The following is an 11,850-nucleotide window of genomic DNA, read 5'->3' on the forward strand; positions in this document are numbered from 1 at the left end:
AGCTCTACATACAGTATTTGAAAGGTACTAACCCGTGTTCCTCCGTACATTCGGATGGTCATTCGCCATAACGATCGCCGGTCTGCTCGCTGCCGGCCTGCTCTGGGGTGCCGAGGGCTTCGGCGTCGTGCTGATCCTCTCGGTCCTGGAGATCTCGCTGTCCTTCGACAACGCGGTCGTCAACGCCACCGTCCTGAAGCGGATGAACCCGTTCTGGCAGAAGATCTTCCTCACCGTCGGTGTGCTGATCGCTGTCTTCGGCATGCGGTTGGTCTTCCCGCTGGCGGTGGTCGCGTTGACCGCGCACCTCAACCCGGCCACCGTCGTGGAGTTGGCGCTCGACTCCGGCAAGACCCATGACGGTCACACCTACGGCCAGTACCTGGAGCTGGCCAACCCCGCCATCGCGGCCTTCGGCGGCATCTTCCTGCTGATGATCTTCCTCGACTTCGTGCTGGAGGAGAAGGAGTTCAACTGGCTGAACTGGATAGAGAGGCCGCTGGAGAAGATCGGCAAGCTGGAGGCGCTCTCCTCGGTGATCGCCCTGGTGGCCCTCGCGCTGGCGGCCAACCTCTTCGCCGGTGCGCACGCCGAGACCGTGCTGCTGGCCGGTCTGCTGGGTCTGGCCACCTACCTCGCGGTGGGCGGGCTCTCCGGCGTCTTCGAGTCCGGTCTGGAGGAGCAGGAGGAGGCCGAGGAAGCCGCCGAGCGCAGCGGGAAGTCGCTGGTCCAGGTCGGCGGCAAGGCCGCCTTCTTCCTCTTCCTCTACCTGGAGGTGCTGGACGCCTCGTTCTCCTTCGACGGTGTGGTCGGCGCCTTCGCCATCTCCCAGGACATCTTCATGATCACCCTGGGTCTGGGCATCGGCGCGATGTACATCCGCTCGCTGACGGTCTTCCTGGTCCGCAAGGGCACCCTGGACGACTACGTCTACCTGGAGCACGGTGCGCACTACGCGATCGGTGCGCTGGCGCTGATCCTGCTGGCCTCGATCAAGTACCACATCCCGGAGATCGTCACCGGCCTGATCGGTGTGGCCTTCATCGGTGCCGCACTGGTCTCCTCGATGCTGCGCAACCGGCGCGAGCAGGCGCTGGAGGGCGCCACGGGCTGATCCCCCGACGAAGAACGCCGAACGGTCCCCGGAACCCTGCTCCGGGGACCGTTCGCGTTCAGTGGTCAGCCGAGTTGCTTCTCGAGGGCGCGCAGCTTGCGCTCCAGCGAGTCCAGCTTGGGCATGGCGAGGGTGTCGTCCTCGGGGGTCAGGTCGACGGCCGGGAGCGCCTGGAAGGCGGGGGACTTCGCCACGGCGGAGGGCTGCTCGACGGCCGGGGCGCTCTCGACGGTGAGGGCGGTGTTCCCCGCTGGTGCAGGCTCCGTAGCGGTCTGGCCGTCGCCGGCCCGGGCGGCGGCCAGGGCCGGGACCTGCCGGCCGCCCCGGGCCCGGGAGAGCAGGCTGCCCTGGCGGGCGATGGCCTTGAGTTCGGCCCGCTCGCGGCGATCGGCGCTGCGGGCACGGGCCTTGGCCTCCAGCTTGGCCTGCCGCTCCTCGCGGACCTCCTCGACCGCGTCGTCCAGGCTGCGGACGTTCTCCAGCAGCATCAGCGACCAGGCCGCGTAGGTCTCGCGCGGTGCGCGCAGCCAGCGGACGATCCGGATCTGCGGCAGCGGGCGCGGGATCAGGCCCTGCTCGCGCAGTGCGGCCCGACGGGTCTGCTTGAGCGCGCGGTCGAACAGCACCGCCGCCGAGATGGACATGCCCGCGAAGAACTGCGGCGCGCCGTCGTGGCCGCCGCCGCGCGGGGCGTGCACCCAGTTGAACCAGGCCGAGGCGATGGCGAACAGCCAGACCAGCAGCCGGGATCCGAGCGCCGCGTCACCGTGGCTGGCCTCGCGGACCGCGAGCACCGAGCAGAACATGGCCGCGCCGTCCAGACCGAACGGGACCAGGTACTCCCAGCCGCCGGAGAGTCCGAGGTTCTGCTCGCCGAAGCCGACCAGGCCGTGGAAGGAGAGCGCGGCCGCGACGCCCGCGCAGCAGAACAGCAGCACATAGGAGGCGATCCCGTACACCGCCTCCTTCCGTCGGCGGCGCTCCTCGCTGCGCTCCCAGGAGTCCCCGCCGTCACCGGACTTGGTGCCCCTGAAGCGCAGGACGGCGAACAGGACGGCGGCGAACAGCAGCGCTGCGGTGCCGACGACGGCCCAGACCAGCTGTATCGGGGAGAGGTTCATTGCGGCGGGGGCCTCGGCTTTCCGCAGGTCGGTGCAGTTTGGTGCAGCAACGGGGAAACGGAACGGGACGGACAGGGCAGGTTCACCTGTGCGGCTGAACGATATCGCGTCCCAGGACCGTTCATGGTACGGAAGTTGACGTACCGTCGGATGCGCACGGTCGGAGCCGGACCCCGGGTGGCGGGTGCGCTGCTGCCTGCGATGTCGCGCGGCTGGGTAGGGATGTATGGCGACGGCGGGCCTGCTTCGGGCACGATGGGCCCGTCGGGTGGTGAATGGATCGGCCGGGTCCGGATGAGGGCCCGGCGGGGTGTGGGGAGGACGGGATGGTCTCGGTCTGGGAGTTCCTGCGCGGGGACCGCATGACCTTCGACACCGGCGGCGGTCAGTACAAGGTCACACTGACCAAGTCCCAACCGCAGCACGCGATCACCGGCCCCGCCGCCACCACCGGATACCTCTACGTCAACCTGCACTGGACGGCCCGGACGGCTTCGCGTGCCGCCGCCAGGAGCGCGCTGCGCCGGCTCTTCGACCCCCGCATCCTGCGCCCGATGGAGCCCGCCTCCTACCAGTCCGAGCAGGTCAACGTGGACCTCGACCTCGCCTGCATGTACGAACTCGCCGACGGCACCAGGGGCGTGGTGCAGCCGCTCGGCAAGTACTTCGGCGACCTGCAGCGCCCGCCGTACATCAAGCTGAGCGGCGACGACGTCTACGGCGCGCCCTCCGGCGAGACGATGTACATCAACCTGGAGAAGAAGGACCAGTTCCGGCGCCTGCTGATCTTCGTGTACATCTACGACGACACGCCCGCCTTCGACAGCACGCACGCGACGCTCACCATCGTGCCGCAGAGCGGGCCGCGGATCGAGATCAGCCTCGACGAGCGTGCGCCGCAGGCCCGTTCGTGCGCCGTGGTGCTGATCGAGAACGACGGTGACAACCAGCTGACGATCCGCCGTGAGGTGCGGTACGTGCACGGCTTCCAGTCGGACCTGGATCGGCTGTACGGCTTCGGGATGCAGTGGCAGCGCGGCTACAAGACACCGGCCGCGGGCTCCGAGTAGTGCGCGGCGCGGCCGGTGCCGTGGTGTCGCGGTGTCGCGGGTGCGGCGTCAGCGGGGCTGGAACTGCGGGCCCTGCGGCGGGAGCGTGAACGCCTGCGGCGGGGCGGGCGGTTGCTGGGGTTGCTGGTGCGGCAGCGGCGGCTGGTGCGGCTGCTGCGGGTAGGCCGGGGCCTGCGGATAGCCGTACCCGCCCGGCTGGGTCTGCTGCGGTGGCGGGTAGCCGTACCCGGGCTGCGGCGGCACGGATGACGGATAGCCGTAGCCGACGGTCTGGTTGGCCGGGTACGGCTGCTGCGGGTGGCCGTACGTCGGCTGAGGAGCGGGCTGCGGCGGGTAGCCGTAACCGGGCTGCTGCGGCGCGTGCTGGGGCGGCGGTGTCGTGGGCGGCAGGGGCTGCTGCGCCACCGTCGTGGGCGAGGGCGCGGCGGTGGGCATCGGAGGCACCGCCGGCGCCGGTGCCGGCGGTACCGGCAGCGGCGTGGCGGGTGCCAGCGTCCAGCTGTCGGGTTCGTCGTCCGTCTCGGCCCGGGGGGCGGCCGGGGGAGCCTTCGGTGCCGGGGGAGTGGCGGCGGGCGGCTCCTGCGGGGAGTCGTCCGATTCCTCCACGGCGACCCCGAACTCGGTGGCCAGCGCGGCGAGGCCGGCCGCGTACCCCTGGCCGACCGCCCGGAACTTCCAGGTGCCGTTGCGCCGGTACAGCTCGGCGACCACCAGTGCCGTGACCTCGCCGGTGTCGGTCACGCTGAACTCGGCGACCGGCGCCGACTCCGCCGCGGCGGAGTCGTGCAGCACCAGGCGCAGGTCGGGGACGGCCGGGAAGGCCCCGCCCTCCGCCGACCCGGCCAGCACCACCCGGTCCACCTCGGGCGGCAGCTGCGCGAGGTCGACCTCGACGGTGTCCCAGATCGCGCCGCCGTCCGGCGTCTGCTGCTTGGGCTGGTGCCGCACCGTGCCCGTCGGGTGGTCGGGCTGGTTGTAGAAGACGAAGTCGGCGTCCGAGCGGACCCTGCCGTCCGGCCCGAGCAGCAGCGCGGAGGCGTCCACGTCGGGTGTCCCCGGTCGCGTGCTCCAGTGCAGCACGGCGCGCACGGCGGCGGCCGTCAGCGGGATGTTGGCGCCTTTGGCCATCACGTGCGTCATAACGCACCATCCTGCCGCTTCTCCGCACTCCGGGACAACGCGGGTGCGCCGTGCCGTCCCGCAGGGCGGGCCGGCTGCGGTGGTGTCCCGGTGGCGATACGGTCAGGGCCCAGGGGAGTTCCGCGCTTTACGGCCGGGGCTGGCCGAATCCGTCCGTACGATGGTCGGCCAACGGGCCCCGCCCGTGCGGAGAGCGCCGACCCGGGGTCGCGAACTTTCCGACCGGGTGGACCGTCTACTAGATGCGATTATCACCACGACCCCCGGGTCCGCCGCCGTTTTGCCCACCCATGGAGAGCATTTTGCGCCATTTCGGCCACCTCGCCGACGACGTACGCGACCGGCTCTTCCTGCGGCAGCCGGCCTCCTTCGACCGGGACAGCGACGCGGCGGTGCTCGCCACCGCGCTCGGCGGGACGCTCTACAGCCCGGCCACCAGGCCGACCCTGGTCGCCGACATCCGGAAGCAGGCGGCGCGCGGAGTGGTCTCGATGGTGCTCTGCCTGGAGGACGCGATAGCCGACCACGAGGTGCCCGACGCGGAGGCGAACCTGGTCGGCCAGCTCACCGGGCTGCGCTCGGACGGAGCGGCCGGCTCCCCGCTGCTCTTCGTCCGGGTCCGCACCCCCGGGCAGCTCACCGACCTCACCAGTCGGCTCGGTCCGGCGATCGACCTGCTCACCGGCTATGTGCTGCCCAAGTTCACCGAGGAGAGCGGCGGCCCCTTCCTGGAGGCGCTCACCGAGGCGGAGCAGCTCTGCGGCCGGCGGCTGTTCGCGATGCCCGTCCTGGAATCCCCCGAGCTGGCCCACCTGGAGTCCCGCCGCGAGCAACTCTTCGGCATAGAGCGGCTGCTGGACAAGTTCCGGGACCGGATCCTGGCGGTCCGGCTCGGTGTCACCGACCTGTGCTCCGCGTACGGGCTGCGCCGCTCGCCCGACCTGACCGCCTACGACGTGGCGCTGGTGGCCGGGGTGATCGGCGACGTGGTCAACGTCCTCGGCCGCGCCGACGGCACCGGGCACACCGTGACCGGACCGGTGTGGGAGTACTTCCCCGTCCAGGAGCGGATGTTCAAGCCGCAGCTGCGCCGCACCCCCTTCCTGGCGGCGGACCCGCTCCCGGCCTCCGGCCGGGGGGAGCCCCTCGGCGGCCTCGGTGTCCGGCAGCAGCTCATCGAGCACGACCTGGACGGTCTGCTCCGGGAGATCGAACTGGACCGCGCCAACGGCCTGTTGGGCAAGACCTGCATCCACCCCAGCCATGTCCCCGCGGTGCACGCCCTCTCGGTGGTCACGCACGAGGAGTACTCGGACGCCCTGGACATCCTCGACCGGCACCGGGACGGCGGCGGGGTCTCCCGCTCCGCGTACACCAACAAGATGAACGAGGCCAAGCCGCACCGGGCCTGGGCGGAGCGGGTCCTGCTGCGCGCGGAGGCGTTCGGCGTCGCCCGGGAGGACGTGAGCTTCGCCGAGCTGCTGGGCGCGGCGATCCGGGGCTGAACCCGCACGCGCGCGCTCCGTGGCCGAACCCCCGAACCCTTGCACAGCTGCCCGGCGGTTGAACCCGCCGTTCCCGAAGTGCCCTTGAAAGTAGGAGACTTGATCGCAGTACCGCACGTCGAGCCCGCCCCCTGGACCGGCCGGTGGGTCACCGACCGGCTCGGCCTCGGACTCACCGGCTCGCCCGCGCTGCCCGGACTGATCGGCCTCGCCCTGCGGGCGAACAACCCCCGGCGCGCCCACCTGCTGGTCTCCCAGGTGCTCGGCAAGCACGTTCCGCAGCACCCCACCACGGTGCACGCGGCAGGTGTCGAACTGGGCCGCAGGGTGCGGGAGCTGCTCGGCGAGGAGGAAGCCGGGCGGGCGGTCGTGCTCGGCTACGCGGAGACCGCCACCGCACTCGGGCACAGCGTCGCCGACGGCCTCGGCGCCCCGTACCTGCACTCCACCCGGCGCCCGGTCGAGGGCGTGACACCGCTCGGCGGCTTCGAGGAGGAGCACTCGCACGCCACCTCGCACCTGCTGCTCCCCGAGGACCCGGACTTCCTCGCGGGCGACGGCCCACTGGTGCTGGTGGACGACGAGTTCTCCACCGGCAGGACCGTGCTCAACACCATCCGCGCCCTGCACGCCGACCACCCGCGCCCGCGCTACGTCGTGGTCGCCCTGGTCGACCTGCGGACCGAGGCCGACCGGGCCGCCCTGGCCGCGGCGGCCGCCGAACTCGGCACCCGGGTCGACCTGGTGGCCACCGCCGTCGGCGGCGTCGAGCTGCCCGCCGACCTGCTGCCCAGGGCCCAGGCCCTGATCACCGCCGCCGACCCCGGCGACAGCCTGCCCGACGGCCCGCCCGCACCGGTCGTCCGCGCCCGGCTCGACTGGCCCGAGGGCCTGCCGGAAGGCGGCCGCCACGGCTTCACCCGCGAACACCGCCGGTCGCTGGAGACGGCGCTGCCCGAACTCGCGGCCGAGCTGGCGCCGCTGCTGGACGGACACCGGCGGATCCTGGTGCTCGGCTTCGAGGAGTTGATGTACGTTCCGCTCCGGCTGGCCGGCCAACTCGCCGTCCACCTGGGAGCGGAGACGCGGATCCGGTTCTCCACGACCACCCGCTCGCCCGTACTGCCCGTGGACGACCCCGGTTATCCGATCCGCACCCGGCTCGCGTTCCCCGCGCACGACGACCCCGCCGACCGTTCGACGGAGCGTTACGCCTACAACGTCGCCCCCGGGAGCGACCCGGACCGCCGTTTCGACGCCATCGTCCTGGTGGTCGACGAGCAGGCCGACACCCCCACCCTGCACCAGGGCGAGCGGGCACTGCTCCAGCAACTGCGCCGGGTCACCGACCAGGTGGTGCTCGCCGTTCTGCCCTCGTACCGCCCCCGGACACCGTGATGACGCCCCACTGCCCGACGATCGACCCGTACACCCCCTCCTGAGGCTCTGATGTCTGCTGCCGGCCCACTGCTCGGAACACCGTCCGTACCTGGAACCCTGATCGGTCCCGGGACACCGCCCGCCGCGCGTCCGCTGTTCGGACCCGCCTTCTCCTCGTACTCCGCCGAGGAGGTCGCCTGGTTGCTCAAGGACCTCTCCGAAGTCCGGCTGGAGGCGCCGACGGAGGAGCGGGAGGAGGCGGTGCAGTCGGGCGGCGCGCACTACGCCGAATCGCTGCCGGTCGAGTACCAACCGAGCCCCGAGTACCAGGAGCTGTTCCGGCAGGCGCTGGCCGCCTCGGCCCGCCGGGTCGCGCTGGCCGTCGGCACGGTCGCCGAGACCCTGGTACGCGAGCGCGGCCGGGACCTGGTCCTCGCCTCGCTCGCCCGGGCCGGCACCCCCGTGGGCATCCTGATCCGCCGTTGGCTGGCCTTCGCCCACGGCCTGGACACCCGGCACTACACGATCTCCATCGTGCGCGGCCGGGGCATCGACCAGGTCGCGCTGCGCCACCTCGCCGCCCACCACGACCCGGCGGCCGTGGTGTTCGTGGACGGCTGGACCGGCAAGGGCGCCATCACCCGCGAACTCGCCGCGGCTGTGGAGGGCACGCCTTTCAACCCAGACCTCGCCGTACTCGCCGACCCCGGTCGCTGCGTGCGCACCTTCGGCACCCGCGAGGACTACCTGATCCCCTCGGCCTGCCTCAACTCCACGGTCTCCGGCCTGGTCTCACGCACCGTGCTGCGCGCCGACCTGATCGGACCGGACGAGTTCCACGGCGCGAAGTTCTACCGCGAGCTGGCCTGTGCCGACGTCTCGTCGGACTTCCTCGCCGTCGTGACCGGGCACTTCACCGCCGTCCGGGCCGAGGCCGAGGCCGCGGCCGCACGCCTCGCCGCCGCGGATGACGACCGCACACCGGACTGGGCCGGCTGGGCCGCGGTCGAGCGGATCAGCGCCGAGTACGGCATCGGCGACGTCAACCTGGTCAAGCCCGGCGTCGGCGAGACCACGCGGGTCATGCTCCGCCGCGTCCCGTGGCGGGTCCTCGCACGGCGCGGAGCCGGTCCGGACCTGGACCACGTACGGCTGCTCGCGGACCAGCGCGGCGTACCCGTCGAGGAGGTGGACGAGCTCCCGTACAGCTGTGTCGGGCTGATCCACCCCCGGTTCAGCCGCGGTGCGACCGGCGCCGAAGGCACGGCGGTCCGTGCGGCGGCCGGGGCGGCCAGGAGTGCGGTTCCTGGTGTGGCGGTGGGGGCGGCCGGCAGTGCGGTTACCGGTGTGGCGGTGGGGGCAGCCGGCAGGGTGGTAACCGGTGCGGCAGTCAATGCGGAGGATGTCTGAATGAGCAGCCCGATGAGCACGCCGATGAGCAGTGCGGTGAGCAGCGCGATGAGCAGCGCCGAGAGTCCGGCGACTCCTCGGTTCCTGGTCGCCAGCGACCTCGACCGGACCCTGATCTACTCCAACCGGGCCCTCGCCCTGGACGTCCCCGACCGCCTGGCACCCCGGCTGATCTCGGTCGAGGTGCACGAGGGACGCGCGATCTCCTTCATGACCGAGCAGTCTGCCCGGCTCCTCGCCGAACTCACCGGGTCGGCGCTCTTCGTACCCGCCACCACCCGCACCAGGGCCCAGTACGAACGGGTCAACCTGCCCGGGCCGACGCCCGGTTGGATTCCCGCGTACGCGATCTGCGCCAACGGCGGCCAGTTGCTGGTGAACGGTGTGCCCGACCGGGACTGGCGGACCGAGGTGGAGTCCCGACTCGACTCCGGCAGCGCGCCGTTGGACGAGGTGGTGCGACACCTCGCCGTCGTCGCCGACCCAGAGTGGACCCACAAGCGCCGCACCGCCGACCACCTCTTCGCCTACCTGGTGGTCGAGCGCGCCGAACTGCCCGACGGCTGGCTGGCGGAACTCACCGGCTGGTGCGCCGAACGCGGCTGGACGGTCTCCCTCCAGGGCCGCAAGGTGTACGCGGTGCCCGCTCCGCTCACCAAGAGCGCCGCCCTCGCCGAGGTCGGGCGCCGGACCGGTGCCGCGACCGTCCTCACCGCCGGCGACTCCCTGCTCGACGCCGACCTCCTGCTCGCCGCGGACCAGGCCTGGCGCCCCGGCCACGGCGAACTCGCGGACACCGGCTGGACCGCCCCGCACGTCACCGCCCTCACCCAGGCCGGGGTGGCGGCCGGCGAGGAGATCGTCCGCCGGTTCCTGGGCCGGGTCCGGACCGGGGCGGGGGTGACCGTCGGAGGGTGAGCACGGCAGTCCGCGGTGGGGCTGACGAGGTTGCCACGGTCGAGGTCGCGAGGCCGCGAGGCCGCGAGGTTCGCGGCGGGCGGCGCTACGGCGAGCCTCGGCCGCGGCAGCCCGGAGGAGGCGCGCCGCCGGTCGACCGGCTCAGCCGCAGCAGCCTCCGCCGCAGCACCCGCCGCCCCCGGCGGACGGCCTCGGTGCGGCGGCGGCCGAACCACCCGTCACCGCAACGGTGGAGAGCAGCTTGACGGTGTCCGTGTGCCCTTCCGGGCAGACGGCCGGGTCATTGGCCTGCGCCATGGTGCGCCGGAGTTCGAAGGTGGCCCCGCAGGAGCGGCAGCGGAAGTCGTAGCGTGGCATACCCCGCAGCGTACCGAGCCGGGCGTCCTGGCCGCAGTCCTGCGCGGCGCCGGTCCCGCGTCCCTGCCGGGCCGCCCGCTCGGATCGGCAGGGACGCGGGCCTCCGGGCCCCGGTCTCCGGAACGCCCCTTACCCGATTACGCGGTTGCCCGGTCGGTTCGATCGGCGGCTGCCCATCCCGGGAGCCTGCCCGATCGTCCGCCGAGCCTGGCCGGCGGCTGCCCTGGACAGCAGGCGTCCCGGGGTCGGCCCGGCCGGTGGATGCCTCAGTGGCTGCCCCGGATCATCGCCACCACCTGGGCGGCGGTCTCACGCACCCCCGCCAGCTCGGTGAGGAAACGCCAGTAGTCCGGGTGCCGTCCGGAAGCCTCCAGCGTCGCCACAGCACGGTCCAGCCGTACCACCGCGGCATCCAGCGGACCGGCGTGCCGGGGGTCCGGGGCTTGCCGCCCGGCCATCGCCAGCCGCTGGGCGTCGCGCAGCGCGAACCGGCTCCGCTCGACCTCCCGCTGCGGATCGGCCGACACCTCGTTCAGCTGCCGCAGCCGGTCGTGCACCATCGCCACCGAGCCGTCCGCCGTCTCCAGCAGTGACCGCACCGTACCGATCGCCGCGGTCGCGTCCGCCCAGCGCTGCTCCTCCCGGGCCCGGACCGCCTCGGCCAGCTTCTGCTGTGCTGCCCGTACCGCCTCGGCCGTCCCGTCCGGCACCCGCTGCAGGTCCTGCCAGCACTCACTGCTGAACCGCCGCCGCAGCTCGCTCAGCACCGGCCCGACCGTGCCCGCCCGGGTCTCCAGCGCCTGGATCCTGGTCCGCAGGCTGGCCACCCGCTGGTCGATCTCCCGGGCCTTCGCCGGCCGTTGCTCGGCCGAGGAGCGGATCGCGTCCGCGCGCAGCGCCACGTCCTCCGCCCGCTGCAGCGTCGCCGCCACCCCGTGCCGGGCGGCCCCCTCGTTGAGCCGGGTCAGCTCGGGCGCGAGCTCGGCCAGCAGTGCCGCCAGATCGTCCGCGCGCAGCCCCGCCGCCTGTACGGCCTCCAGCGCATTGGTCGCCGCAAGCAGGGACTGCTTGGCCCTGCCGACCGCCGGGGTGACCCGGACCAGCTGCTCCTCGGCCTGCTGGAGCAGCGGCTGCACCCGCCCCAGATACCTGGCCAGTTCGGCCCGCTCACCGTCGATCCGGCGGTGCGCCTGCTCCAGCACCTGGCGAGCCCGGGCAGCGGTGGCGGCGTCCAGACCCTCGGCGTCCAGGTCGTACGCGTCAAGCGCCGCCAGATACTCGGCGCTCACCTCATTCACCTGCGCGGAGATCTGCCGGTACTCGGTGAGCGCCTGCTGCGCGGCCTGCCCTTCTCCGACCGCTCGCACCGTCTCCACGGCCAGCTCGACCTCGCGCTGCGCCGTGTCCAGCTCGTAGAACGCCTCCTGCGCAGCGTCCCGGGCCGCCCTGGCCTCCTCACGCACGCTGTCGCTCCGCCGCCACCAGCTGCCTCGCCCGCCGCCACCGCCGGCCACCCTCACGCCACCGCTCCCTGCTCAGCACCGAACGCCCGATCCACCTCATTCTTGCGGATCACCACAGCCCCCCATCACCCCCCTGCCACCCCTCTCCATCCCCCTCCCGCGCGAAGCCTGCGGCGAACCACCCCGAGAACGGGGTATTCTTGTCTTTCGTCGTACGCCTCCGGGCCACCCGGTGCGCGTCATGGCACGGGTGCATAGCTCAGCGGTAGAGCGCTGCTCTTACAAAGCAGATGTCGGCGGTTCGAAACCGTCTGCGCCCACCTCGTAGAGCAGTACTGATACAGGAAACGGCCCAGGTCAGGGGATATCCCA

At 72.4% G+C, this 11,850-nt stretch carries 8 protein-coding genes, 1 tRNA gene and 1 pseudogene; 6 read left to right on the top strand and 4 right to left on the bottom strand.

The window, feature by feature from the left end; genetic code table 11:
• Window positions 1–34: 34 nt before the first annotated feature.
• A complete protein-coding gene (locus ACWDAK_RS06300) occupies window positions 35–1,114 on the top strand; it encodes a DUF475 domain-containing protein (protein WP_344634338.1) in 1,080 nt (359 codons plus the stop codon).
• 65 nt (window positions 1,115–1,179) lie between these two features.
• On the opposite strand, the gene ACWDAK_RS06305 is transcribed toward ACWDAK_RS06300, so the two are convergent.
• Entirely contained in the window at window positions 1,180–2,235 is a 1,056-nt protein-coding gene (locus ACWDAK_RS06305) for a DUF2637 domain-containing protein (RefSeq protein WP_344634337.1), read from the bottom strand.
• A 326-nt stretch (window positions 2,236–2,561) separates the two neighbouring features.
• Here ACWDAK_RS06305 and ACWDAK_RS06310 point away from each other — a divergent pair, with 326 nt between their 5' ends.
• Complete coding sequence (locus ACWDAK_RS06310) at window positions 2,562–3,305, top strand: Tellurium resistance (protein ID WP_427392920.1); 744 nt, start codon at window positions 2,562–2,564, stop codon at window positions 3,303–3,305.
• Between the two features lie 48 nt (window positions 3,306–3,353).
• On the opposite strand, the gene ACWDAK_RS06315 is transcribed toward ACWDAK_RS06310, so the two are convergent.
• The gene (locus ACWDAK_RS06315) at window positions 3,354–4,445 is read right to left on the bottom strand and encodes a TerD family protein (protein WP_427392921.1); all 1,092 of its coding nucleotides are present in this window, start codon (window positions 4,443–4,445) and stop codon (window positions 3,354–3,356) included.
• A 302-nt stretch (window positions 4,446–4,747) separates the two neighbouring features.
• Here ACWDAK_RS06315 and ACWDAK_RS06320 point away from each other — a divergent pair, with 302 nt between their 5' ends.
• From ACWDAK_RS06320 to ACWDAK_RS06330, 3 genes and pseudogenes are all read left to right on the top strand, one after another.
• Entirely contained in the window at window positions 4,748–5,950 is a 1,203-nt protein-coding gene (locus ACWDAK_RS06320; protein ID WP_427392982.1) for an HpcH/HpaI aldolase/citrate lyase family protein, read from the top strand.
• Window positions 5,951–6,052: 102 nt separating this feature from the next.
• Window positions 6,053–8,608 (top strand): annotated as a pseudogene (locus ACWDAK_RS06325) (phosphoribosyltransferase); the annotation flags it as partial.
• Between the two features lie 180 nt (window positions 8,609–8,788).
• A complete protein-coding gene (locus ACWDAK_RS06330) occupies window positions 8,789–9,658 on the top strand; it encodes an HAD family hydrolase (protein ID WP_425557514.1) in 870 nt (289 codons plus the stop codon).
• 141 nt (window positions 9,659–9,799) lie between these two features.
• On the opposite strand, the gene ACWDAK_RS06335 is transcribed toward ACWDAK_RS06330, so the two are convergent.
• Together ACWDAK_RS06335 and ACWDAK_RS06340 are read right to left on the bottom strand one after the other, a co-directional pair.
• Window positions 9,800–10,015 (bottom strand): FmdB family zinc ribbon protein, encoded by a 216-nt coding sequence (locus tag ACWDAK_RS06335; RefSeq protein WP_344634334.1) that lies wholly within the window; start codon window positions 10,013–10,015, stop codon window positions 9,800–9,802.
• Between the two features lie 266 nt (window positions 10,016–10,281).
• Window positions 10,282–11,478 (bottom strand): coiled-coil domain-containing protein, encoded by a 1,197-nt coding sequence (locus tag ACWDAK_RS06340; protein ID WP_344634333.1) that lies wholly within the window; start codon window positions 11,476–11,478, stop codon window positions 10,282–10,284.
• A gap of 248 nt (window positions 11,479–11,726) precedes the next feature.
• Between ACWDAK_RS06340 and ACWDAK_RS06345 the strand changes: the two genes are divergently transcribed.
• A tRNA-Val gene (locus ACWDAK_RS06345) sits at window positions 11,727–11,798 on the top strand.
• Window positions 11,799–11,850: the final 52 nt, after the last annotated feature.

It is taken from the genome of Kitasatospora sp. NPDC001175, from assembly GCF_053598215.1.

Bases quoted from the DNA above. Each gene is read 5' to 3' on its own strand.
- ACWDAK_RS06310 (WP_427392920.1), top strand. From the start codon at position 2,562: ATGGTCTCGGTCTGGGAGTTCCTGCGCGGGGACCGCATGACCTTCGAC.
- ACWDAK_RS06315 (WP_427392921.1), bottom strand. From the start codon at position 4,445: ATGACGCACGTGATGGCCAAAGGCGCCAACATCCCGCTGACGGCCGCC.
- ACWDAK_RS06335 (WP_344634334.1), bottom strand. From the start codon at position 10,015: ATGCCACGCTACGACTTCCGCTGCCGCTCCTGCGGGGCCACCTTCGAA.
- ACWDAK_RS06330 (WP_425557514.1), top strand. From the start codon at position 8,789: ATGAGCAGCGCCGAGAGTCCGGCGACTCCTCGGTTCCTGGTCGCCAGC.
- ACWDAK_RS06305 (WP_344634337.1), bottom strand. From the start codon at position 2,235: ATGAACCTCTCCCCGATACAGCTGGTCTGGGCCGTCGTCGGCACCGCA.